Source organism: Leptolyngbya sp. FACHB-541, assembly GCF_014695875.1.
Lineage (GTDB): Bacteria > Cyanobacteriota > Cyanobacteriia > Elainellales > Elainellaceae > JAAUTN01.
Genome location: NZ_JACJPC010000146.1, coordinates 113,949 through 138,407, shown reverse-complemented (window position 1 = coordinate 138,407; position 24,459 = coordinate 113,949). Strand labels below are relative to the sequence as shown.

The following is a 24,459-nucleotide window of genomic DNA, read 5'->3' as shown; positions in this document are numbered from 1 at the left end:
CCCAATGGACCTGTCGTTACAGCAACGGATTACTGTACGAGAGGACTACCGTGATGATGCACGAGATACCATTGCTGAGACATGCGCTCAAAAATATTAGTTGCCGTTGATTGCGCTTCAAGCCTTTTGCCTCGAACAATTTGAAGCAAGCTTTCAGTCAGGACAACGTAGGCAAGATTGCCGCTGATTTCAATAGTGATGACGTCCGTTTCAATCTCGAAGTAGCTTGTGTTTTTGAAAATTTGCTCCCAGGAAACGCTAATTTGATCCCAGCTTTTCAAGACCCCTCTTCCGGGATGAATGCAGAGACTACCTAAACCTTTTGACCAAACGCGGCTCATGGCTTCGATGTCCTTTTTTTCAAAAGCACGATAGAAAGCCTGATTTACAGCTAGCACAGCTTGTGTGTCGCTCATTAAAGGCAAAGGCCGCAGTTTAACTGGGAATCCGTTCAGTGTACTGCAAGAAAGTCTTGAGTTCTGTCCATCCAAGAGTAGAGAGCGAGGAAGAAGCGATCGCCCTTTTCTCACTCTCTGGCTAGATTTGTGGATTTATTCTTAAAAACTGATCGTTGGCTAGAGTGCAGCTAGCGATCGCTCCACTGCCTGCAATGCCTGACTGACTTCAGCGGCGCTGACAATCAGCGGCGGCACAAATCGAACAACCTTTGGACCTGCCGGAACTAGCAACAGTCCTTCAGCCATTGCAGCTTCCACAACGTCCGCTGAGGTTAAATCGATGTCTGATCTCAAGACCAGACCATTGATCAAGCCCCAACCTCGGACTTCAGCGATCGCTTGCGGATAGGCTTGAGCGAGTGCACTCAGTCCCTGACGCAATTGCTTACCTCGCTCCTGCACATTGTCTAGCAAGTTTTCTTGCTCCAGGGTTTGGCAAACTGCGCGAGCTACGGCACAAGCAAATGGATTGCCGCCAAATGTGCTGGCATGATCACCTGGTTGGAAGACATCACAGAAGGACTTGCACAACACAGCGCCGATTGGGATGCCACCACCTAAGCCTTTTGCCGAGGTGAAAATGTCAGGTTCAATTCCTAAATGTTCGTAACTCCAGTAGTGACCAGTGCGGCCCATACCCACCTGGACTTCATCGAGAATTAGCAAAATGCCTTTTTCATCGCAAATCTGTCGCACCCGTTGGAAATAAGCTAGATCGCCAGGTCGAACACCACCTTCACCTTGCAGCCCCTCCAACATGATTGCAGCAACCTGCCGTTCTCTGCTGTCGAGTTGGGCGATCGCTTCTTCTAATGCCCGAATATCGTTGTAGGGAACATAATAGAAACCTGGAACGAGCGGATTGAAATTCTTTTGATATTTTGGCTGTCCGGTAGCGGTGACGGTCGCCAGGGTGCGTCCATGAAAACTAGCGTGGGCGGTCAAAACAGTCGGATTGTCAATTCCTAGAACCGTGTGGGCATATTTGCGGGCGAGTTTGATTGCACCCTCATTTGCCTCTGCTCCAGAGTTGCAGAAAAAGGCGCGATCGGCGCAGGAGTGCTGCACTAGCCACTTCGCTAACTCACCCTGTTCTGGAATGTAGTAAAGATTGGAAACATGATGCAGCTTCTGAATCTGCTGCGTCACGGCTTCAACCAAAACTGGGTGAGCATGACCTAAGGTGCAGGTAGCAATGCCAGCGACAAAATCCAGATATTCTCGCCCATCAGCATCCCAAACGCGGCAGCCTGCACCTCGCTCTAAGGTAAGGGGAAAGCGCCCATAAGTTGACATGACATATTCGTCAAACTCGGCTGGGCTGGGGCTAGCGACAGCGACGGGAGATGAAACGAGGGTTTCTGCTGGACTCATCGGCTTTTCCTCTGCTGGGCAAACAATTCAAACAATGGTAACAACTGAGTTAGAAACACAACCTGAAAATACAAGGTTGGCTAAATCAAGAGTTTAGATTTAGGGCTAAGTTTGATTGTAAGTTACTTGTTTCTGCTGTAGGATTGGCGGCGATCGCCACGAAACCTTTCAAAGCATTGATGTAGCGTCTTTAGAGCGCTCTGCCGCTGATTGTGAAAATTCAATGACATTTCAATGTCATTCAAAGTCTTGTCGAAATCATGGCTTCACAGATACTTCTGCAACAGCAAATTCAGCTTTTCTTTTGTGGCAGATGGGGCTTTGTCGAGCGGCGTGATGATGGCATATTTCAGCGCAGAATGGGCATCTGAGGAAGGGGGGTTTTGGCTAAGGCGACGCACCGTTTCTTGAATTACACGTTGAGCGTTAACTGCATTTTTCATCAAGTTGCCGATGACCATTTCTACAGTCACGCTGTCGTGATCGGGGTGCCAGCAGTCGTAATCAGTTACTAGAGCCAAGGTTGCATAGGCGATTTCTGCTTCTCTGGCTAGCTTTGCTTCTGGCAAATTGGTCATGCCAATCACTGTTGCGCCCCAGCTGCGATAGAGATTGGATTCTGCTTTGGTTGAAAAAGCCGGCCCTTCCATGCAGACATAGGTGCCGCCGCGATGCAGCACAACGTCAGGGAAATTGAGGCTGGCGATCGCCTCTGACAGAACTTTCGCCAAGTTTTGACAAATTGGGTCACCAAAGGCAATGTGTGCCACAATCCCTTCACCAAAGAAGGTGGAAATTCGATTTTTGGTGCGATCGATAAATTGGTCGGGCACAACCATGTCCAGCGGCTTGGCTTCTTCCTTGAGAGAACCGACTGCCGAAGCGGAAATTAAGTATTCCACTCCCAGGCTTTTCATTGCATAGATATTTGCCCGAAAGGGTAGCTCTGAAGGGGAAAGGTGGTGATTGCGTCCGTGACGAGCCAAAAAAGCCACTCGCGTTCCGTCTAGCGTCCCTAAGATCAAAGCATCAGACGGCGCACCAAAGGGCGTATCAATCTGCACTTCCTCGATGTCTCGCAGTGCCTCCATCTTGTAAAGACCGCTGCCACCCATGATCCCAATCTTTACGTCAGCCATAATTGCTTTTTTGCCCTTTGCTGCAATGCCAAGCCATTCTACCGGGAAAAGCTGCTAGTGTTCTGCCCTTAATAGCCAGAACCCGCTGTAGGTCATACCAGAATCATCGGGTTGAACTAGCAAAAAGTGCAGTTCTTGAGCCGTTTGCTGCCGCTGTTGAAAGGTTTGAGCGGCAGAAATTACGTCCTGATCATCAAAAGTAGTGACTACCCAGCGATCGACCAGTCCTGCTTCTAGAATTAGCCCATTGGGCTCGCCTGGAATGTAGTTGAGTGAGACTGGGCGAGTTTCTTGCAGCCACCGTGCTAGACGCATTGACTGTCTGCCGCCATCGATTACCACACCGGGTACCGAAACCGTGGAGGCAAGCTGTAAGTTGACTGGCAGAAGCGCTTTGGGCATTTGCAGGATGGGGATGGGTCTGTTTTTGAAGCTGGATTCCAGGTCAGAGGCGGCGATCGCCGCAAATCGCCACTGCTCTCCCCACAGATTTTCGGGCAGCGGCACGGGTGGCGGTTGTTCTAGTTTGACAGGCTCGTAGGGCTGTCCAGTGTAACCTTCCAGCTTGTGGTAGTCCTCAGCTCGCTGTTGAAGTAACTGTTTTAGAGCAGAAGTGCGGCGGGTTGGTTCTACAGCGATTTCTAAGGCTTGGCAAGCGGCTGCAATTAAGCTGACTGACTGAGGGCGAAATACCTGAATCTGCTGAGGTAGGTTTTTAGAGCTGCCTGCCATTTGCAATAGCTGATTTGCGATCCAGGTAGAATTTGCTTCTGACTGCGGACAAAATGCTTGAGCCGAAAAAGTTTGCTCAGGGTTACAGACCACTAGTTCCCACAGCGGCTGTTTTGCCTCATTCTGCAATGGACGACGATAAAAATCAGCTTGCCAAACCGTCATTTTGTCTGGCTCTCCTAACGCTTATTTATTTCCAATCTTTCTCTGCTTGTTCCAGCACATACGCTGAAACGTCTTCGATTTCTTCGAGGGTGAGGCGATCGCCATAGGCTGCCATCGGACGCTTGCCGTTGGTAACAATTTGAGCGATCGCCTCCAGTGAATCCATCTGGTTACGCCGCAGCGCCTTTAGCTTTAGGTTTTTGCCACGTCGGATGATGTTGCCACCGTTAATGTGACAGCCTGCACAACGTGCTTCAAAAATTTGGGCACCGTTGGCAGTGTTGGCTGCCCACACTGGAAAAGTGAAGGCAGCCCAGATCATCAGCATCAGGGTGATTACCGTGACGATTCGTTTCATTCTGCTTTAGGTTTGGGTTTGTAGGTTGAAGCGACGTGCAGTTCTTTTAGCTGCTTTTCGTCGACACTAGAGGGGGCATTGGTGAGGAGGCAGCGAGCTTGCTGGGTTTTGGGGAAGGCGATCGCATCTCGGATTGACTCTTCACCCGCTAGCAGCATCACCAGTCGATCCAGCCCGTAGGCAATTCCTCCATGGGGCGGAGTGCCATACTCAAACGCTTCTAGCAAGAAACCAAATTTGCTATATGCCTCTTCGGGCGACAAACCGATTGTTTCAAAGACCTGTCGCTGCAAATCGGGCTGATAAATTCGCAGGCTGCCTCCACCCACCTCAAAGCCGTTATAGACCAAGTCATACGCCTGGGCATGGGCAGTTTTCAGGTCGTGAGCATCGTCAGGATGGGGGGCAGTGAAGGGATGGTGCAGTGCTTCCAACCGTTTCTCGTCGGCATTCCACTCGAACATGGGGAAGTCTGTTACCCAGAGCAAGTTAATCTTGTCGGGATCGATCAGCTTCAGTTCACGCGCTACGACCTGACGCAAGCGATCGAGCGTTTTGTTTACCGTTGCGGCATCCCCTGCGCCAAATAGCAGCAAGTGCCCTGGGGCGGCTCCGGTGCGGCTCAAAAGTTCTTGCTTCTGTGCGTCGGTGAGGTTGTCTTTAATGGCTCCGATCGTGTCAATTTCACCGTCCTCGCGCACCCGAATGTAGGCAAGCCCCTTTGCTCCAGCTTCACTGGCTTCTTTGAATAAATCGCCACCGGGTTTGATTCGTACATTAGAAATCGCGGCGTTGCCATTGGGAATCGGCAGAACTTTGACAATTCCGCCACTGCTAACGGCTGCCGAAAACACCTTAAAGCCAGAATCTTTGACCAGATCAGAAACGTTCACCAGTTCCAGATCATAACGAGTGTCGGGTTTATCGCAGCCGTAGCGATCCATCGCCTCAGCATAAGTAAGTCGTGGAAACGGGCGCGAGATGTCGATGTTTTTAATTGCTTTAAAGATGTGGCAGACCAGTTTTTCATTCAGATCAAGAATTTCCTCCTGCGACATAAAGCTCATTTCCATGTCCAGTTGAGTAAATTCGGGCTGACGATCTGCTCTTAGGTCTTCATCCCGGAAGCAGCGAGCGATTTGATAGTAGCGATCGCACCCCGACACCATCAAAATTTGCTTAAACAGCTGTGGCGACTGCGGCAGCGCAAACCAATCTCCTGGATTGACCCGACTCGGTAATAGAAAATCTCGTGCGCCTTCTGGGGTGGAGCGTGTCAGCATTGGGGTTTCGACTTCGATGAAACCTTCCTGATCTTCCAGGTAACGGCGAATGGCTTTGACAACCTGGTGGCGCAGCTGCAGGTTTCGCGTCATGCGATCGCGCCGCAAATCGAGATAGCGATACTTCAACCGCAGTTCTTCTCGCACAGGTTCCGCATCAGCAGTGGAGACCTGGAACGGCAACTGTTTTCGCACCGCATTCAGCAGTTCAATCTGGTCAGCGTATACCTCGACTTCGCCTGTGGGAATGCGAGAATTCAGCGATTCATCAGGACGACGAGTAACGCGCCCTGTGATTTTGACTACATATTCGTTTCGCAAATTACCTGCGGTTTCATAGGAAGCAGGCGTACGTTCGGGATCGCTGACAATCTGGGCAATTCCAGTGCGATCGCGTAAATCCAAAAAAATGACTCCGCCATGATCGCGGCGACGGTCTACCCAACCAAATAGAGTAACCGTCTCTCCAATATGTTCAGGTCGGAGTTGACCGCAGTAATGGGTTCGCATGGCTATGAGTTGAAACTGAAGGGCCTAAGTAAAAACCCTTCCATTATCTAGCATTCGTTGCGATCCCGATCAGAAAAATCAGAGTCCTATTCTTTTCGCTCCGGTAGGGAGGCAATTCACCTTGCCTTTGCAAAAGATTCTCCCCAACAAGATCTCCGGACAATTCCTGCTCCATATCAAAAGTAGCTGAGTGGGAACGAACGGACGTTCGTTCCCATACTCCTCGAAGATCTCTTGATTAGCGCTTGTGGTCTGAATTCATCAACGTATTCCAAGCATCCCTGGCTGCGTCAACTAATTGCACCCCCAAAGATTCAATTTCGGAAACAATCACGCTCCAATTCATTTCTGCCTGTCGTTGGACTAATTCAACCGACTTTTCAACTTGCACCGGATCGACTAGGGGCTTGTTTTGCTCCACTGCTTCTCTAGCTTGCCGAACTGCTGTCAGGTAAGAGTCAAGCGTCACATCCCTCGCTTCTTGCACTGACAGCTGAGCACGTCTTTTGATAGCTTCAATCAAAGCCATCGTTTCACGCTGAGCCTCTTCTGGCTTGTTTGGCATTTCCTGCTTTACCAATGCCTCCGTCTCAGGACTAATTTGCACGACCGCAGTTGTTTCAGGAGTCGTTGTAATTGCGGTAATTTCGGGGGTTCTAGTCTCAGAGTTCATGTGCCTCTCTCCTTTAGTCACATCAGTTCTGGGCAAACTTCATCTCAAAGGTGATGACGGCTGCACTTTCAAACTAACTTCCGACAGAATTGATAGCATCGGGCTAAAGTAAGAACCTGCAAACCCTACACTGGTTTACCAAATTGATGAGCGGTTGCTGTAGTCAAGCAACAAACGTTATGGGAAATTATGGGTAGAGCCACAATAGGCACAGACTCATAGAGGAAAAAATTTAGAGCATTGACTATCGACAACGACAATTCATCCACTGCTCTTCAAAGTTTTTCTCGTAGAGAATTGCGAGAATTGGTGCGATCGCAACTTCAGGCTCTTTTAGAACAGGGAAACCTGATCGGAGCCAAAGCACTGCTCGTACCCGTTCAGCCTGCGGATATTGCTGAAGCGATCGAAGGACTGCCCGAACCGATGCAGGCGATCGCCTTTCGCTTACTTTCTAAAAGTGAGGCGATTGAAGTCTACGAATATCTTGATTCGACCGTCCAGCAAACGCTGATCGAAGAATTTAAGCGGCAAGACGTACTCGACATCGTCGATAAAATGTCGCCCGACGATCGAGTGCGCCTGTTTGACGAATTGCCTGCCAAAGTCGTTACCCGCATCCTGGAGCAGCTTAGCCTAGAAGAACGTCGCGCTACAGCCTTGCTGTTAGGCTACGAATCGGGCACCGCCGGGCGAATTATGACTCCGGAGTACGTTTCCCTTAAAGAAGGATGGACAGTCGCTCAGTCCCTTGAACGCATCCGCAGCCTGGCTAACGTCAGTGAAACCATTTACTACCTCTACGTCACTGATGCTGCTCGTCGTTTAATCGGGACCCTTTCCCTCCGCGCCCTAGTGACAGCCCAACCAGACCAAAAGATTGGCGATGTCCTGACTCGGGAAATCGTCTACGTCCAGACCGACACCGATCAAGAAGAAGCCGCTCGAATCATTCAACGCTATGACTTCCTCGCAGTGCCCGTCGTCGATGCAGAACAGCGTCTAGTCGGAATCATTACCGTAGACGACGTGCTCGACATCCTGGAAGAGGAAACAACGGAAGATATTTATACCTTGGGTGGCGTGCAGTCCGGTGATGACAGCTATTTCCAAACGAATTTGCTGACTGTAGCTCGCAGACGGGTTGTTTGGTTGTTTGTGCTGCTGATTACCAATACTGCGACCAGTGCTGTAATTCGCAGTCAGCAGGAAATTTTGCAGCAGGTTGTAGCACTAGCAGCATTTATTCCTCTCCTGATCGGTACGGGTGGAAATGTTGGTGCACAATCTTCCACTGTCGTGATTCGAGGACTAAATACGGATGAAATTCAGGGTAAAAAAGCCCTGCGGGTGATTCGTCGAGAGGCGATCGCAGGAACTTTCCTGGGTTTAATGCTGGGACTGGTCGTGCTGGTCTGGGCCTATGTGCTTCAGGGAAGCTGGGTTGTGGCGATCGCTGTTGGAGTTAGCCTGGTTGCCATTTCAATTCTGGCTTCAGTTGCAGGATCAACCTTACCGTTTCTCTTCCAGACTATCGGTCTTGATCCCGCTCTAATGTCCGCTCCATTCATCACAACTGCCGTAGACGTATTGGGAGTCCTGATTTATCTCAACCTGGCGCGGCTAATCTTGCAGATTCAATAGCGTTAGATTCAGAATAAGTCCAAAAGCTTTTCCCCACTTAAGGACAAGAAAGTAGGTAGAATCCAGTCCTGCTCGTTCACTTAGCTCCATCGTCAAACCAGAAAGCCGTGTTAGTTGCACTCCTAATTCTCATTCTTGGCTTGACCCCCTCCCTATTCTCAATCTGGGTCATGCGTCGCGTAGACGCTCAAGCCCAAGAGAGACTTCGGTTAGCCCTTCACTCAACTGCCAGTCGGGGTCTGCCCAATTTCCATCTTGCCCCTGACCAACACTATGTGGAAGGAATGGGTTACATCATTGGTGACATTACCTGCCAATTTAATGCCCGCTCCAGCTATATTCGCTGCGCCGTAAATCCACTTGGGCCTTGCCAGGATTGTTCACACTACCACCCCAAGGAATGGACTTGCTGAAAGGGTTGAGAGTCTACCCTTCCTCCAACTTCTTTCGTCTTCTTCACACATTGTTTCAAATCAAAGCTGGACTGCTAACCATTCGATGTAGCATAAGTCCTACCTGTACCATATTGAATTCTCAGTTACCCTGCTAATGCCTGTATCAGAAAATTGATTACTACTGAATTAAACACTGAAGCCAGTTTCGCTATTAGCAAAGCAAGGTGTTTGTAACAGATTGCTTCGCTGGAAAAGCAAGGTGTCAAAAAAAGTACATTCAGCTTTAAGTTGTTGATCAGTACAAGCTTAAGTCAAGTGTAAAATGTGGCGACGGATGCTTGATTGAACCTGCATTAAAGAGGCTAGAACCAGGCGTATTTAACGTTTGTTTTCATATCATAATAGTCTGAACCAGGACATCTTTTCACCTGCAGTTTGAGAAATGCCCTACCACATACATTCGGCACAACTCAGGTAGCCTGCGGGGTCTGAAGCTATCCGAAGGCAGAGATGTCTAATTTACCAAACTTATTGAGAACCAAGCGTAGGCGGCAAAATGGTACTTTCTAGGTAGTTAAACATTCAACTAAAATCTGGTTTAAAGCCTCTGTAAAGGCATTAAAGAGTCCTTACAGAGATTTTATGAATGCCCTAGCCTGAAGAGTAGAAAATAGCGTTAGTAAGCGTTCATTACTAATTCGACGATACAGATCTACTTGTGTTAGGGAATGGTGAAGCTACCGCTGATTCAATATAAAAGCTTTAACAACCAAGTAATTTGAATTCAGCTAATTAGCGGATCTAATCATCTTCAAGGGAATGCTACTTTAAGTCTAAGCAACAAACGCCAAGCCCTGCACAGCAAGAAGTCCCTATCTTTAAGCAGTAAGTCTTTAAAGGCAGGTCAATTGCAAAAGCAAAATTGATGAAACTTTTGTTGAACCAGATCTGGAAACTACCCTCTTAATCGCAGCACAACAGGTGCTGTTTCTCAGATGAAATCTAGTTCTTTAGAGTATCAGCCTGTTAGCACTGAAGTTGGTGTCTACGATTGTGAGATTCGCCTCAAGTTCAGGCTGATTGAGGAGAAGGGCGTTCTGTGCGATCGCGAGGAGCTTCTAGAAATGTTGCTAGATGCGTTCACCTGTGGAGCTGACGAGTATCTGGAACCAGTTCAGATCCATGTTGAGGCAAAAGAGCTACCTGAGGTGGAAGCATCGCCCCAAATGCGCCGTCAGCTTATCCGTTTACGCAATTCTAGTGATTTAGCCTAGTCAACCTTTCGTATTGCTACATAGAACGTGCTCCGCTTGTGTTCTATTACTCTATTGGCATAGATGGGTTGACTGGTACAATCTGGGATCAGTCCTTTCGGGGTTAGATTTGCATGAAACCAGCCGAGTCTGTACCGCCAGAAATTGTGCAGCAAGTTGCTGAGTACTTCGGTGTGTTGAGTGAACCGATGCGTCTGAAACTCTTGAACTCACTGCGAGATGGTGAAAAGTGTGTTCAAGACCTGGTTGAGGCAACTGCAACTAGTCAGGCCAATGTTTCTAAACACTTGAAGGTCATGTTGCAGGCTGGCATTCTCAGCCGCCGCAGCGTTGGCACCTCAGCTTACTACAGTGTGGAAGACGATCTGATTTTTGAATTGTGCAGCTTGGTGTGCGATCGCCTTGCCACCCGCATTGAGCAGCAGGCCAGACACTTCCGGGCCTTTACCCTAACTAGCAGACAGCAGCCTGACACTATAGCAATCCAAAATAGGCTGTGAGAGTGTCCCCTAGCAAGGGGTGTCTCTCACAGACCACCTATCTTTACAGCTAAATCTAGGATTGCTGGTGCTTCCGGCAAATTGCTCTAGAGGGCAAAGTTCTGCTCAAAGCCATCACGGGTCATTGGCTGGTCAACGACTAAACCCTCTCCACCTAGTACTTCTAGGGGTTCTCCTTCTACCGAGATCCAAACGTTGGCTTCTGGTTCCAGGCTAGTGGCGGTATAGACTATTTGTCCCAACCTGCCCGTCATAGATGCACTACCACCGCCGAGGGTAAAGTCCTCAGATAGGTCAATATGAACCCCGTCACTCTCAACGGTTACCTCGCGTAGTTCAGTTCCTTCAGGAATTTCGGAGAACGCTGCTGATTCGCTTGGTCCTTGGAGCAAATCTTCAAATACTACTTTCAGTGCCTCGTCAGGCTGATCAGTTGGCAGTGAAACTGGACTAGCGACTAGTTCTAACTGTTCAGCATTGACATCCAGCCAGTAAACTTCAGCAGTTTGCTCTTCTACAGTGCTGGGCTGGGGTTCAGGTGCTTGAGCGGCAGGGGATTCTATGGGAACGTTTGTCGCGGGCAATTCCACTGGGGAGGGCTGTATGGTAGCAGGAGCAGTTTTGCTAGGGTCAGCATTCCTAGCCGCAAAGTTCCATGTCCACCAGGCTGTAGCGCTGCCTGTTAGCACAACGACGGCAGATATTCCTGCGAGTAATCCAAGTGGAATGCGACGAGAGAGCCGATTACCTTCAGGAAACGATTCTGTCTCTGGCTGTGGGTAGTCCGATGATTCTAGTGACTGACGGGTTGGCTGATCTGATGGCTGATGATCACGCATAGCAGGTTCCTCCTGAATAACAAACAGCGTGAGAGTTGAGGAAGCCCTGATTTAACTCGAAAGGGGTTGAATTTATCTCAGCTCTCTAACTACAGCAGTGCTAACCTGGTTTCCGGAGTTCAAGGCCGACGAATTTGAACAAATGCAGCTAAATTCAGCGCTTCAGGGGTTAACTCTACCTGTAGAAGTCGAGCTGTGATGCCAAAAGTTTCTAAATTATTCAGGTTGAGCTGTTGGTTGATGCCGTCAATCAAGGGTTGAATAAGCTGTCGCGGAACGGGTTCTCCATTGGCACGGACGATTGGCTCAACAATCTGAAGCTGTAGGGCTGAGGTCTTTTCTAATCCCAACTCTGCAAGAATTTGCAAATCTTCTTGAGTTTCCTGTTCTCGTAGAATGACTTGGATTCGTATGCGACCCAGAACCGTGCTACCTGCGGAATCGTTGTCTATGAACTCTATCTGCGGGTCAATAAAGTCATAGCGCTGTAATTCCTCGGCTCCTGAACGGCTAACTAGATTGACGCTAAAATCACGCAACTGTTCGGCAATTTCAGGAGATTGCAAAGCCTGGTTTAAGTCTGCTTGCTTTAATACCAGTCGGATTCCTGCCTGCAAGGGTTGCTCCAGCGCAGCCTGACCCTCCTGGAGGCGATCAGGATCGATGGCGATCGCATCTGTCTCCACTTCCACCGTGTCGATTCGCAAAGCCTCTACAGGAAAGAGTCCACGTCCAGCAATTCTGACTCGCTGAACTTTACCCTGCAAGATTTGGTAGCTGGGTGCGTTATCCACCCGGACTTCTAGCTGCTCAACGTCCTCTAACTGATCGCGGATAGCATTTTCAGCTACGCTGTCGATAACCAAGCCAGCTGGGGAAAGAATACCCAGCAAGCCGGACAGAAGAATGGTGAAGAATTCCATATCGGGTTAAGAGAGAGCTTCAGCGATCCATTGCTTGAGGGTAGGCAGCACTTGATCCAGAGCAATTTCTTCAGATTCGCGGGTAGCACGTTTGACCACTTCGACTTTGCCAGACTGGAGCGATCGCCCCGTCACAATCCGAAACGGAATACCGACCAGGTCAGCATCTTTAAATTTGACTCCGGCCCGTTCGTCGCGGTCGTCGAGCAAGGTTTCTACACCAGCCTGATTCAGTTCGGTATACAGCTTTTCAGCCACTTCTACCTGGTTGGCATCGGCAATGTTGGGAATGACAACGATCGCATGATAGGGAGCGATCGCCACGGGCCAGATGATTCCATCCTTATCGTAGGATTGCTCAACGGCCGCCTGTGCCAGTCGAGACACACCCACCCCGTAGCAGCCCATGTACATGGGAGCGGGTTCACCCTGCTCAGTCGTGTAGGTTGCACCCATTGACTTGGAATATTTCAAGCCGAGTTGGAAAATGTGACCAACTTCAATGCCTCTGGCACTTTGGAGGGTTTGGCTGGAGTCATGTAGGGCGCGATCGCCTGCTTGGGCTTTTCTCAAATCTACAGCTAGCTTGGGAAGCTGAAACTGCTCACCCCAATTTGCCCCAACGACGTGATGCCCTGATTCATTTGCTCCTGTCGCAAAGTTTTTTAGCTCAACTGCGGTTGGGTCTACTATTCGCAAAAACTTTGGAGCTAAATTTTTGGATGACTGAATGTAATCATCACCCAAATCAGGAGCAATGTAACCTAGCGGCAAGGGTTTTGCCGCCCACTTTTGTTGGGACTCAGCATCAGGAACGGTTAGCGCAATCACTGTGCTGCCACCGTACTGATCTGCCTGTTTTACCAGTTCATTTTGCAATTTCACTTCGTTGACATCCTGATCGCCCCGGATGCTGACTAACACCAGCACGTTCATGCCGTTGTTGTACGTCACCTGGTAAAGTACGTTTTTGACGATCTGCGTGGGTGAACACTTGAGGAAATCGCAGAGGGTAGCGATGGTTGGCGTTCCAGGGGTTTCTAATTTCTCGTATTTCTTGAAACCGGAAGGTTCAGCATCGAGCGGTAAGGAAACCGCTTTTTCGACGTTGGCAGAGTATTTGCCGTCCTCCGTGTAGAGAACTTCGTCTTCCCCTGCGTCCGCTAGAATCATGAACTCCTGGGAACCGGAACCACCGATCGCCCCCGAATCTGCCTCGACAGCCCGAAATGCCAATCCGGACCGCCGAAAGATGTTGTTGTAAGCGTGATACATCTTTTCGTAGGACTTTTTCATGCCTGCCTCATCCATATCAAAGGAGTAGGCATCTTTCATAATGAATTCTCGCCCACGCATCAGACCAAAGCGGGGGCGGATTTCATCTCGGAATTTGCTTTGAATCTGATAGAGGTTGACCGGCAACTGACGGTAGGAGCGGATCATGTCACGGGCGATCGCCGTCACGACTTCTTCATGGGTTGGACCTAGCCCCAATTCGCGATCCTGCCGATCTTTTAAGGCAAACATGATGCCTTCGGCTTTGGTATAGGTATCCCACCGACCCGATTCGCGCCATAGCTCTGAGGGCTGCAACTGAGTTAGCAAGCATTCCTGTGCTCCGGCAGCGTCCATTTCTTCCCGCACAATTTGTGAGACTTTCTTGAGGACACGCCACAGCAGCGGTAGGTAGGCATAAAGACCACTGCCAACTCGCCTCATGTATCCTGCCCGCAGCAGCAGTTTATGACTGGGAATTTCTGCCTCTGCTGGATCTTCCCGCAGGGTTAAAAAGAGCATCTGTGACAGCCGCATGGTTTGCCTTCCTACAAATTGTCTTCCTACAGAAGTCTAGACTACTAGCTCTTCGATCGCTCTGACGCAGATTTTTGAGCTGGGGTAGGGCGATTTGCAGAGGGGCTGCTAGATTCCCGTGGCTTTTGCGGACCAGGTGGCTCTGGGTGAAGCTGTTGACGACCATTGCGAATGACGCGGATCATGTCGCTAAGCTGTTGCTCCATGCCTTTGAGGACGCTATCAGCATAGTCATCTGCGCCTTGCTGGATCTCCTCGGATTCGGCGATCGCTCGCTTCCTAATTTCCTCTAATTCCTGCTGAGCTTGGCGGCGCATTCGATCAATATCAGCCATCGTTTGCTCTTGTGCGGCTTCACATTCCTGCTGCACCCGCTGCCGAATTTGTTGTGCTTCTAGCTCAGCTTGCCGAATTAAACCCATCTCATCCAAGATTTGGGCGGCTCGTCGCTCTGCAGTTTCCAAAATTTCTTGAGCATACTGCTCTGCTTCTGACAACAAGTCTTCCTTGTGACAAACCACTTCTGCCGCTTCTTGGAATGCCGTTGGCAGGTTCAGTCGAATTAAGTCAAGTTGATCGAGCAACTGCTCTTCATCCACCAAAGTCCGCTTGCTCAGAGGAATTCGGGGACTGTCGAGGATCATTTCTTCCAGTTTATTGAGCTCTCGCTGGATATCAAGGCCGCCTATTCGGGCTGCATCTCCGTAGGAACCTCCAGCGGAGACTCCGGCGTGTGGGGTACTTCCGCTACGGTCGGGGCTAATACGGTCGGAGTCTTGGCGTAACATCGATGGATATCCAGGGCAACGGGTTGAGGGACAAGATGATCTACAGGACCACCAAACCTAGCGATTTCTTTAACTAGGCTGCTACTCAGAAAGCTGTACTCGTTTGAAGTGGCTAGAAAAACGGTTTCAACATCGTCTGAGAGCGTTTTGTTTGTATGAGCCATCTGGAGTTCCTTCTCAAAATCAGAGAGGACTCGAAGACCCCGCAACAGCACCCCAGCTTTTCGCATTTTTGCATAGGTTACAGTCAAACCGTCAAAGCTATCAACTTCAACGTTGGGCAGATGACGGGTGGTCAAGCAAATTTGCTCTATCCGTTTCTGCGCTGAAAACAGCGGCGTTTTGTTAGGGTTCGTCGATACCAGCACAATCACCTGATCAAAGAGCTGACAGCCTCGCTCAATGATATCCAGATGACCCAGCGTAATCGGATCGAAACTACCAGGATACACTGCAATCACGATTTAGTTTCTCGACTCGCTGAAGCGATTTTACCGGACGCTGATACTGGAGTGTGTTCAGATTTTTGTGTAAATACGGGCAGAATGCCCGTATTTACACAAAAATCAAATCATCGATACTGCCATCTTGTGAATACCAGGACATTATACAGATGGCAACGGAAGCGGTAACGGCGAAAACAAAGAAATTTCTATCGGGTGGAATTTATTGAATGACTTGCACTGAGTTGAACACTTTTGTCAAACCAACTCTGGAGCATATTCCTCTAGAGCATATTCAGAGACGGCTGCTGTGGCAGAATTTGCCAGGTTGAGTAGCGGCCCGTTTTGCTCTTGCCCGTTGGTGGCTAGTTCACTGTGGCACAAGTAGACTCGTTCACCCACTCGACCAAGAAGGTCTAAGATTTGGCGCTGGAGGCGTTGCTGATCGGCTTCCGTGGCTTCGGCCGCTGTCCAGGGGCGTCCTGACCAAGATTGCAAAAATAGAGGTGCGCCAAATAAAGGTCCACCCCCCGTTAGCCAAAGGGCAGAACCTGCATCAAGCCAGAAGTGCCAGCGATGAAAACGACGGTTTGAGCGGTATTGAAAGATGGTCGCCAGGGTGACTGCCTGACTCGTTGGTCCAATTGGACGAGCGGGAAAAGGGTCTGCTGTTATCGTCCCGGCACGCAGTAGCTGAATGAAGTGTCCGACGCTGGCAGAGACTGGAGATTCTGCCCGACTTGCTACGGAACCTGCTGCATCAGCTTGTCTTAGCCGATTATCTACCTCCCAGTAATGTTGGGCGGTTTCCATCAGTTCTCTGAGGGCGGCAAGTTGGTCGTAGGGTAAGTTGCTACCACCCGAGAGGAAGCGCTGAGTAGCACGATCGAGCAGAACAACAGGATTAGGGATTAGGCGTTGTTGCTGCTGAATTTGTTGCGTCTCGACCCATTGCAGTAGGTCGGTATAGAAGCTAGTTGCTTGGTAACCCAACCGATCCCAGCGAGGGAAGGCATTAGCGGGAAGGAGTTGGGGGTGCTCGGAGTCAGGAAGATAGCAGTGGTCGGTTAGTAACCCTGCCCGCACAGGATCAATTCTCGCTAGGTCGAGTCCCGATCGCCCCGCATCAAAGGCAGGAGTTTGGCTCAGCACGACCAACATTTCAGAAACGGCATCGCGGTTGATCAAATGCCCTAGCCCCGGATAGATAAATGCCATCAGGGTTAGCAAAGCGCGAATCATGGGGGAACTGTTGAGCGGCTGCTGATCGTTGAGTGATTCGACGGCGATCGCCCGACTGGTCAAAATTTCTCGCAGCGTGTATCGGGCGATCGCATCCAGACCGGGTCCAATCACCGCTACTTCCTGAGGCTGCACCTGCCCAGAGTGAATTGCCGTTGTGATCACTTCTGCCGTCTGGCGCAGCAGTTGTGCTCTAGAAGTGGTTTGAATTGAATAGATAGAATCTGGCAGCTCGGGTAGCGATAGCGGTTCTTGAATCCAGTTCACTATCGTTTCACCCCAGGTTTCAGTCAAACTGTCTGGTTGGGGAGATAAGGTTTCAACCTGACACCGTGCAGCTAATCCAGCTAGATAGTCAGGATCAGCGCCCAAACCTAATCGAATTGAACCGTCTGGGTTATAGCTAAACACGCCGGGAATACCCTGATCGAGCAAAAACTCGAAGAGGAAACGGGCGATCGCCGGGTATTCATCCACATCATCAGCGGCGATCGCCCGATAGCGGCGTTTAAGCTGCTGTTGATAAGTGGGATGCGGCAACAAATATCGCCAGTAAAGCTGAGAAATAATCCCATAGGTCAGCAGTCCTCGCTCCAGACACCACGTCTGCCAGCGCAGCAACACTTCCTGCATACAGTCCCAGAGGTCAGACGACCCCTCCTGCCCCGCGAACCCATCCTTTAAGACGCTGGCAATGTCCTCTGTGGGGATGCCCCCACTTGCGGCTAGCTGCAGCAAATCGAGTGTCCGACGCACTAGATAATACTCACTTACCCCTTCCTGACTAAGCCGTCCGTCATCTAGCTCAGGTCGCCATAGCCGCGTCGCTAATTCCTGCTCAGTCTCAGGTCGCAGCCGCAGCGGAAATTGAGTCTTTAAGCCCAACTGTTGTGCCAGCAGAGGCCAAAACAGCACAACCTCACTCTGGAAAAAGCCAAGTGGAGTTGTGGAATCAAAGGGAAATTGAGCTTGAGTGGCTACTGCAATGCGGTCTGCCAGGTCAATCCGATTATCTCCATTGGCAGCAAAGACCAACGTAGCAGGAGCCGGATGAGGATGAGGCTGTTCTGCAAAAAACTGGGCTAGAACCTGAAATTGCTCAATCAAGCGACTCGTCTTACCACTACGAGTTGAGCCGACGAGCCAAACAGAGGCAGTCACAACGGATGAGCTGGAGGACGGATTTGATATGATACTACGTACCTTAACCTTTAAATACTAGGAAGTTTTCTAGCCTTATTATAAGTTAGGCATTATCAAGGTTTATTGAGCTTGAAGTTTACTTGCCTGCCAAATCTACAGCGGTCCTAAATCAACAGTAAGACGAACAGTCCGTGAGAAAAGCACTTCGTCAGGGACCCCTTTCACAACTCCTTCAAGATTAGTATGAATAAATTGGATTGTTTAAACACAAAAGTTGAATATCTTTAGACATAAGCTGCTAGAAAACATGTCAGGCACCCGCTAAACCGCATATGAAAACATCTCTTTTGGCAACGATTAAAGGGTACTTGCAGGGTGCTAATCAGTGGTTTCTGAGAACACCAGAGCGTGCCTTAGACGAGGCGTATGAAGCCGCTTTAAGAATCAAAGCGATCGAAGATGCCCATTTTGGTGGCAGTAAAATATCGACTGACTATGGAACTTATAGCAAGAGCGCACAGGATTACTTTCAATCAGAACTAACGAAGTACCTGAACATTGCAAAAGTGAGGCTGGCAGAGTTCAAAACCAGCAGTTCCATTTTGCAGATTCCCAATCAAAAAATTACCGAGATTCAGTTAGAAGAAAATGCTGATTTACGTGCAATCAGCATTATCGACAAACCCGGTCTTATTCTGAAGAAGCTCAGAATAGTAGATGAGGTTCTTGCTCGCTATAGTTCTGTCAGACAAAAGCCTTCCTCCTTAATTTCAATTTCGGAATCCACTCAGATTACTGATGTAAAAGTGCGACAGTCAGGGCGTATTGAACCTCAAAATAATTCACCGGATCAGTCAGCCAAGAAGCAGCCTAAGCCAGATTTATCAACCGACGGTGATTCTATTGCTGATAAAACTGGAGTTTTGCCCAGGTCGATTCTAAGAACGGTAGATCGAATTAAACGAGAACTCGATCCTAAAGCGGAAGAGCAGGTTGTTGATAGTTTCCGTAGCTCTAAAGCCAGAACCGTTATTTCCTTAAGATTCATTCTGCTGCTCATTATCATTCCACTACTGACTCAGCAAATCTCGAAGAACTTTCTAATCGGACCTTTGGTTGACTCTCTCCGAGATGAGGAGCAGGCTGAAGTTTTTCTCAATGCAGAAATGGAAGAAGAGGCACTAGACGAACTGCACCGATATGAGGAGAGAATTAGGTTTGAAAGTTTCATTGGTAAGGCTCCACCTATTTCTGAAGAGGCGATCGCAGAAGTATTACGACACAGGGCATCTGAGATCGAGGAGGAATATCGCCAGAGAAGCTCTAACGCAATTAAAAATGTTTTTTCTGACTTAATCTCTTTAATTGCATTTACAGGTGTTATTTACTTCAGCAAACGAGAGATTGAAGTTTTAAAGTCATTTTTTGATGAGTTGGTTTATGGACTTAGCGATAGCGCTAAAGCCTTTATTATTATTTTGTTGACTGATACCTTCGTCGGTTTTCACTCACCTCATGGATGGGAAGTCATCTTGGAGGGGGTTTCTAGACACTTAGGACTGCCTGCCAATCGAGATTTTATTTTCTTGTTTATTGCAACCTTTCCTGTAATTTTAGATACAGTATTCAAGTATTGGATCTTTCGATATTTGAATCGGATCTCGCCTTCGGCTGTCGCGACTTACAAGACGATGAACGAGTAAGGCGATCAGAAATGCCAGATTTCAGAGCGCTTCGAGATACCATAGAAGTATGGTCAAAACCGTTGATGTCCTGGGAGTCCCTCACGCCTATGAGCTAACTCCTCCCAGAGATAGCTCTGTCGTTCTGGTTTTTGTTCACGGCTGGCTGCTGAGCCGTGAATATTGGCGGCCTACCATTCAGCAGCTATCGCCTCACTATCAATGCTTATCCTATGACTTGCGAGGGTTTGGTCACTCGCAAGCTGTAACCCCTAAGCCTTCCAGTCAAGCTTCATCGCCACAAATGTCTGCTGCTGAGCAGAACAGCTCATCCGATCGCTCAACTCAGTTCGACCGAGTTCAGCCTGATGGCACTAGTTCAGTTGCTCAATCGAGTGTTCTAAAGCAAAACGCTACTTTAACGGTTCCTTCTCGATATGCTCCAGCTGCTTATGCACAAGACTTGACTGTTTTGCTGGAGCAGCTTGAAATTTCAACTGCCTGGTTGGTAGGTCATTCTTTGGGAGGCAGTATTTCTCTATGGGCTGCCGATCAGCTACCCCAGAAAATTAGAGGGGTTGTGTGTGTAAATTCGGGTGGTGGTATTTACCTCAAAGAGGAGTTTGAGCGGTTTCGGGCAGCAGGGCAACAGTTGGTCAAGCTGCGTCCACGCTGGCTCTGCCGTTTGCCGCTGCTCGATCTGCCAATGTCGCGGATGAATGTGGCGCGTCCACTAACGCGGCAGTGGGGTAAGCAGCGGTTAGTAGATTGGGTCGCGGCACATCCAGAAGCCGCTCTGGGAACGCTACTGGACTCAACGACAGAGACAGAGGTTCACAGTCTGCCCCAGGTTGTTTCCCGACTGCAGCAGCCTGTGTACTTTATTGCTGGGGCAGAAGACACGATCATGGAACCTCAGTACGTTCGTCACTTGGCCAGTTTTCACCCTTCGTTTGAATGCTGCGGCAACAATGTGGTTGAAATTTCTGACTGTGGACACCTGGCGATGGTTGAGCAGCCAGAGGAAGTGGCAGCTCAAATTCAAAAGATTGTCGCGAAGCATGAGTTCTGATTGAGTTAAATCAGGTTTTGGTGATAGCAAGCAGTCATTTGCCCCTTGAGGACAAAACCTGGCTCAGAAATTTCCTAAGTCGCATAAAGCTGCATGACGTTGGCGATCGCCATTCGAGATTGCGTCCCCAAGGTCAGCGGTGATCTGTGTCCCCGGTTGAAATGATCGGCGGCTGCACAGCCAATCATCGCAGCATTATCAGTACAAAACTGCATAGGCGGAAACAGCACACGCAGATTGCGCTCCGCGGCGGCAGCTTGGAGGCGACGACGCAACCCTTTGTTAGCCGCAACACCACCGCCAACCGCAATGGTGTCTAGCCCATAGTCAAGGGCACAAGCGATCGCCCGTTTGGTGAGCGATCGCGCCACCGTATCCTGAAAACTGGCAGCCAGATCCGCCACAGGCAAAGCTCCCTCGGACTGCTGCAGCTTTTGGGACAACCGCAGCACAGCAGTTTTTAAGCCACTGAAGCTAGAGTCATAGCGATGGTAGCCGCCTTCTGGAAGGGAAACCTGACCTTCAGGCAAGGAAAAAGCCTGGGGATTGCCCTCAGCCGCCAGTCGATCGATCACGGGTCCACCCGGATAGCCCAAGTTCATCAGCCTTGCTACTTTGTCAAAAGCTTCTCCAGCAGCATCGTCACGGGTTTGACCCAGCGTCTCATAGTGACCGCAATCTTTGACGTAGATCAAGCTGGTGTGCCCCCCAGAGACAAGCAAACAGAGAAACGGGGGTTCCAGCGCCGGTTCACTTAAGTAGGAAGCGTAGATGTGCCCTTCCAGGTGATGCACACCTAGAAATGGCTTTTGATGCAGCATTGCCAGCGTTTTTGCAGCCGTTAGACCGACCAGCAGTGCCCCGACTAACCCTGGTGCAGCGGTTGCAGCAATGCCATCAATTCCAGACCAGTCGAGTTGAGCCTGCTCCAAGGAATGGGCGAGCGCCCAATTAATGATCTCTACGTGCTGACGAGATGCCACCTCTGGCACCACGCCGCCATACTGTTGGTGAATGGCAATTTGAGACGAAACCACATTGCTCAACACCTGGCAATCGCGCACCACCGCAACGCTCGTTTCATCACAACTCGTTTCAATTGCCAAAATCGTTGCCATACGCTGCTAAAAAAGCCCAAATTTCTATTCAATCAATTTCTTTTAAAAGCTTAACTTTACTGGGTTTCCCTGTGAGAGTATGATTGCTCTGAAGTTCAACTTTGTTTGTACAAATAACTTAATTTTTTTGTACAAAAGACTTTGCTTTTTGTAATAAAGGGAAACAATTCCATGCAACGATTGTTTGCTCTAGTGCTAGTTCTTTTTCTATGGGCAGGTTTTGCACCTCCTGCCTCTGCTGATGTCTCTGGGCTAACCCCCTGCGCTGACACCCCCGCTTTTCAACAGCGTGCCTCTAACGCTAAGACAGAACAAGCTAAAAAGCGATTTGATTTCTACGGTGAAAATCTGCTTTGTGGTCCCGAAGGTTTGCCCCATTTGGTTGTAGATGGTCGTCTGAATCATGCAGGCGAGTTTCTTATTCCTGGCATTCTCTTCCTTTACATTGCCGGATTGATTGGCTGGTCTGGTCGCTCTTACCTAATCTCGGTACGCGGTGAAAAAGACCCTGAAATGAATGAAGTCATTATCGATGTGCCTCGTGCCATTGGTATCATCCTCTCTTCTCTCCTTTGGCCCCTAGCAGCCATTAAAGAGTTATTGAGTGGCGAATTAGTCGCGAAAGAAGAAGAAATTCCAATTTCACCTCGCTAATTCTGTTAACTTCTAGCTGACAAACTTGCTGAATTGGGTTAGATCGAACTCTCGTGATAATCCAGCATTGACTTCAGTTTTATTGGGTTACGCTAGCGCTAACCCAACCTACACAACCGACAACTTAATTCATCTTCTGAAGTTTGGAGCATATTCATGCAATCGCAGTATCTCCTGAAATATCTATCGACCGCTCCCGTGTTCGCGACAGCTTGCCTGTTTGTTATTGCTGGAGCTTTGATTGAATTTAACCGCTTTTTCCCTGACCTGCTGTTCCACCCGCTGCCGTAGGTTTTGACAAGATTTCGTTAGTTTTGAAATCAACGCCATAGATAAAAAGTACATCGCTTAAGCTGTGATGTGTTTTAGTCTATGGCGTTGCTGTAAGCGACTACGTAATGGGCAAAGAGTGCAGACTCGTGCCCATTTTTTCATGACATACAAATCGGTGAAATACGAATCAGTATTCCGGTCTACTTCACCCGCTGAGGTTGCCCCCAAATTACCCGTTCGTTTTTGTAGATGGCGATTCCAGGCTTTGCGCCTTTGGGTTTGTAGACGTGTTTAGGTTCAGTGTAAATAATGGGAACTTGTTCGCTTTGACGAGCGCGGCTGTAGTAGGCGGTCAGGTCAGCCGTGAATTGGAGGTCTGCTTCATCAGGAACGTCACCTGCCTGAAGCCTGAGCAGCACATGGCTACCGGGAATTTCCTGAGCGTGAAACCAGAGGTCATAGTCTCCCGCCAAACGGAAAGTTAGCTGATCGTTTTGGCGGTTGTTGCGTCCAATTAGAACTTCGTGCCCCCCGGGCGTTTGCTGCCGACGAAAATCGGGGCTGGGAGGGGCAGAACTACGGCGGTCAGGGGCTTCAAGATATTTTTGCTGGATCAGTTCATCGCGAATTTCTGCGAGGGAAAGCAGATCATCGGGAGTTTGGTATTGCTCTGGCTGGGAAATGGCGACTTCGACTTGCTCCAAATAAGCGATTTCTGCCTGGACTTCATCTAACAAGGGAATTAGCGCCGCTCGCGATCGCTTCAACTTCTGATGTCGTTTGTAAAGCGCTTGAGCATTTTGGACGGCGTTTTTTTCTGGATTGAGCGGAATGGTAATCGGTTTTTCGGTGGTGAAATCAGCCAGGGCGATCGCTTTCATCCCCGGTTGCCATTCGTGCAGATGCGCCATCAGCAAATCTGCCTGTTCTCGATAGTCGTCTGCCTGGTCGGACTGCTGGAGACGAGTTCGAAAGTCCTGCGCTTTAATGTTTAACTTTTTTAGAATGTTGCTTAATTTTTGTCCAATTTGGTGGCGCAGCTGTGAAAATTCCTGCTGATTGAGCTGGTCAGTGTAGTAGCGGTTGAGCAAATCCTGCACAGACTTGACAGGTTCAACAGTGCCCCAACCCATAACGGTATAGCCCTGCATCAGCCAACCCGGTTGAAACTGCTGTTGCTCTAGTGCTCGTAGCCAGGTTTGCCAGCAGTCAAATAGCTGTTGCCAGTGGCGATCGCTTAAGCTATCCGTCGGTTGATCGGGCTTCAGTTCAACAGCCTGTGCCATTGAAGCAATCAGAGTAGAACTGAGTCCCCGATAGCTTTTCAGGATATTGCGCTTTAACGAGCCAGGAACAAGACTAATTCGCTCACGCCAGCGGGATTGAGCCTCACTCAAGCTGGGAGCAGGATCAGTCAGCGCGGGCGGAACTTCGTAAGGTTGCCCCGTTTGAATTGGGCGTACGCTCGACTGTTGGGAACTGACCTGATGCGCCGCCGTGACGATGAGATCTTCCTGGTTAGTCAAAATCACGTTGCTGTATTTGCCCATGATCTCGACGTAAAGATGCCAGAGTGCGTCTTCGCCCGGGCGACGGGCAAACTGCAGGTCGAGAACGCGTTCCCAGGGAGCGATCGCCTTAATCGTCACCAGCGCCAACCCCTTTAGCTGATGCTGAAGCTGTTGGCTAAAGGTAAAGGTATCTGGTACACGCGGCGGGGGGTCGCCAATGCAAACGCGAGCAGCTTGAGGATGCCAGGACAGCGTCAGCCAGGCTCGCTGATCTAAGGTTCGCAGAGCCAACGCGATGGTGTGGCGATCGCGTTGATAGACCTGCTCTAGTCGAGCAGGCAACCAATCTGCCTGCAATTCCGCGCAGGCAGCCATGAGAGTCGTAAAGTCAACGGGTTGCAAAGCAGAACATCTTTCCAATCACAACAAAATTGAGTCAGTCGCTTCATTCAAC

Annotated in this window: 23 protein-coding genes; 8 read left to right on the top strand and 15 right to left on the bottom strand. The window is 49.4% G+C overall.

Features of this window, described 5'->3' with window-relative positions:
- Positions 1-29: 29 nt before the first annotated feature.
- The 7 genes from H6G00_RS32635 to H6G00_RS32605 all read right to left on the bottom strand — a co-directional run bounded on the left by H6G00_RS32635 (position 30) and on the right by H6G00_RS32605 (position 6,692).
- A complete protein-coding gene (locus H6G00_RS32635; RefSeq protein WP_190642680.1) occupies positions 30-416 on the bottom strand; it encodes a nuclear transport factor 2 family protein in 387 nt (128 codons plus the stop codon).
- Positions 417-575: 159 nt separating this feature from the next.
- Positions 576-1,832 carry an aspartate aminotransferase family protein gene (locus H6G00_RS32630; protein ID WP_190799916.1) on the bottom strand — a complete coding sequence of 419 codons (1,257 nt, stop codon included), beginning with the start codon at positions 1,830-1,832 and terminating at the stop codon, positions 576-578.
- Between the two features lie 266 nt (positions 1,833-2,098).
- Complete coding sequence (locus H6G00_RS32625) at positions 2,099-2,971, bottom strand: S-methyl-5'-thioadenosine phosphorylase (protein WP_190799915.1); 873 nt, start codon at positions 2,969-2,971, stop codon at positions 2,099-2,101.
- A gap of 54 nt (positions 2,972-3,025) precedes the next feature.
- On the bottom strand, positions 3,026-3,868 hold the full coding sequence (locus tag H6G00_RS32620) for a Tab2/Atab2 family RNA-binding protein (RefSeq protein WP_190799914.1): 843 nt from the start codon (positions 3,866-3,868) through the stop codon (positions 3,026-3,028).
- A 25-nt stretch (positions 3,869-3,893) separates the two neighbouring features.
- Positions 3,894-4,226, bottom strand: a complete 333-nt coding sequence (petJ, locus tag H6G00_RS32615; RefSeq protein WP_190799913.1) for a cytochrome c6 PetJ — start codon at positions 4,224-4,226, stop codon at positions 3,894-3,896.
- Positions 4,223-6,019, bottom strand: a complete 1,797-nt coding sequence (aspS, locus tag H6G00_RS32610; RefSeq protein WP_190799912.1) for an aspartate--tRNA ligase — start codon at positions 6,017-6,019, stop codon at positions 4,223-4,225. The genes petJ and aspS overlap by 4 nt, the downstream gene beginning before the upstream one ends.
- Positions 6,020-6,257: 238 nt before the next feature.
- Entirely contained in the window at positions 6,258-6,692 is a 435-nt protein-coding gene (locus H6G00_RS32605) for a hypothetical protein (RefSeq protein WP_190686931.1), read from the bottom strand.
- A 240-nt stretch (positions 6,693-6,932) separates the two neighbouring features.
- On the opposite strand from H6G00_RS32605, the gene mgtE reads away from it, so the two are divergent.
- The 4 genes from mgtE (at position 6,933) to H6G00_RS32585 (ending at position 10,505) form a co-directional block, all read left to right on the top strand.
- Positions 6,933-8,336, top strand: coding sequence for a magnesium transporter (gene mgtE, locus H6G00_RS32600; protein ID WP_190799911.1), 1,404 nt, complete (start codon positions 6,933-6,935; stop codon positions 8,334-8,336).
- A 107-nt stretch (positions 8,337-8,443) separates the two neighbouring features.
- Positions 8,444-8,749, top strand: a complete 306-nt coding sequence (locus H6G00_RS32595) for a DUF6464 family protein (RefSeq protein WP_190799910.1) — start codon at positions 8,444-8,446, stop codon at positions 8,747-8,749.
- A 977-nt stretch (positions 8,750-9,726) separates the two neighbouring features.
- Positions 9,727-10,005 carry an Npun_R1517 family heterocyst differentiation transcriptional regulator gene (locus tag H6G00_RS32590; RefSeq protein ID WP_190686924.1) on the top strand — a complete coding sequence of 93 codons (279 nt, stop codon included), beginning with the start codon at positions 9,727-9,729 and terminating at the stop codon, positions 10,003-10,005.
- A 113-nt stretch (positions 10,006-10,118) separates the two neighbouring features.
- Positions 10,119-10,505, top strand: a complete 387-nt coding sequence (locus H6G00_RS32585) for a metalloregulator ArsR/SmtB family transcription factor (protein WP_190642672.1) — start codon at positions 10,119-10,121, stop codon at positions 10,503-10,505.
- An 86-nt stretch (positions 10,506-10,591) separates the two neighbouring features.
- Here the strand turns inward: H6G00_RS32585 and H6G00_RS32580 are convergent, their stop codons facing one another.
- From H6G00_RS32580 to H6G00_RS32555, 6 genes are all read right to left on the bottom strand, one after another.
- On the bottom strand, positions 10,592-11,344 hold the full coding sequence (locus H6G00_RS32580) for a GerMN domain-containing protein (protein WP_190799909.1): 753 nt from the start codon (positions 11,342-11,344) through the stop codon (positions 10,592-10,594).
- Positions 11,345-11,463: 119 nt separating this feature from the next.
- Positions 11,464-12,267, bottom strand: coding sequence for a DUF2993 domain-containing protein (locus H6G00_RS32575; RefSeq protein ID WP_190799908.1), 804 nt, complete (start codon positions 12,265-12,267; stop codon positions 11,464-11,466).
- A gap of 6 nt (positions 12,268-12,273) precedes the next feature.
- A complete protein-coding gene (locus H6G00_RS32570; RefSeq protein WP_190799907.1) occupies positions 12,274-14,079 on the bottom strand; it encodes a proline--tRNA ligase in 1,806 nt (601 codons plus the stop codon).
- Positions 14,080-14,123: 44 nt separating this feature from the next.
- On the bottom strand, positions 14,124-14,867 hold the full coding sequence (locus tag H6G00_RS32565) for a DivIVA domain-containing protein (RefSeq protein ID WP_190799906.1): 744 nt from the start codon (positions 14,865-14,867) through the stop codon (positions 14,124-14,126).
- Positions 14,765-15,328, bottom strand: coding sequence for a pantetheine-phosphate adenylyltransferase (gene coaD / locus H6G00_RS32560; protein WP_190799905.1), 564 nt, complete (start codon positions 15,326-15,328; stop codon positions 14,765-14,767). Before coaD ends, H6G00_RS32565 begins: the two co-directional genes overlap by 103 nt.
- A 240-nt stretch (positions 15,329-15,568) precedes the next feature.
- Positions 15,569-17,713, bottom strand: coding sequence for a recombinase family protein (locus tag H6G00_RS32555; protein ID WP_347278255.1), 2,145 nt, complete (start codon positions 17,711-17,713; stop codon positions 15,569-15,571).
- Between the two features lie 314 nt (positions 17,714-18,027).
- Here H6G00_RS32555 and H6G00_RS32550 point away from each other — a divergent pair, with 314 nt between their 5' ends.
- Together H6G00_RS32550 and H6G00_RS32545 are read left to right on the top strand one after the other, a co-directional pair.
- Positions 18,028-19,398 (top strand): proton extrusion protein PcxA, encoded by a 1,371-nt coding sequence (locus H6G00_RS32550; protein ID WP_190799904.1) that lies wholly within the window; start codon positions 18,028-18,030, stop codon positions 19,396-19,398.
- Between the two features lie 49 nt (positions 19,399-19,447).
- Positions 19,448-20,449 carry an alpha/beta hydrolase gene (locus H6G00_RS32545; RefSeq protein ID WP_190799903.1) on the top strand — a complete coding sequence of 334 codons (1,002 nt, stop codon included), beginning with the start codon at positions 19,448-19,450 and terminating at the stop codon, positions 20,447-20,449.
- A gap of 74 nt (positions 20,450-20,523) precedes the next feature.
- Here H6G00_RS32545 and tsaD read toward each other — a convergent pair whose 3' ends face one another.
- Positions 20,524-21,567, bottom strand: a complete 1,044-nt coding sequence (gene tsaD / locus H6G00_RS32540) for a tRNA (adenosine(37)-N6)-threonylcarbamoyltransferase complex transferase subunit TsaD (RefSeq protein WP_190799902.1) — start codon at positions 21,565-21,567, stop codon at positions 20,524-20,526.
- Positions 21,568-21,738: 171 nt separating this feature from the next.
- Between tsaD and H6G00_RS32535 the strand changes: the two genes are divergently transcribed.
- A complete protein-coding gene (locus tag H6G00_RS32535) occupies positions 21,739-22,221 on the top strand; it encodes a Photosystem I reaction center subunit III (protein ID WP_190799901.1) in 483 nt (160 codons plus the stop codon).
- Positions 22,222-22,377: 156 nt separating this feature from the next.
- A complete protein-coding gene (psaJ, locus tag H6G00_RS32530; RefSeq protein ID WP_190642662.1) occupies positions 22,378-22,512 on the top strand; it encodes a photosystem I reaction center subunit IX in 135 nt (44 codons plus the stop codon).
- A gap of 182 nt (positions 22,513-22,694) precedes the next feature.
- Here the strand turns inward: psaJ and H6G00_RS32525 are convergent, their stop codons facing one another.
- Positions 22,695-24,407 carry an NFACT RNA binding domain-containing protein gene (locus H6G00_RS32525; protein ID WP_190799930.1) on the bottom strand — a complete coding sequence of 571 codons (1,713 nt, stop codon included), beginning with the start codon at positions 24,405-24,407 and terminating at the stop codon, positions 22,695-22,697.
- Positions 24,408-24,459: the final 52 nt, after the last annotated feature.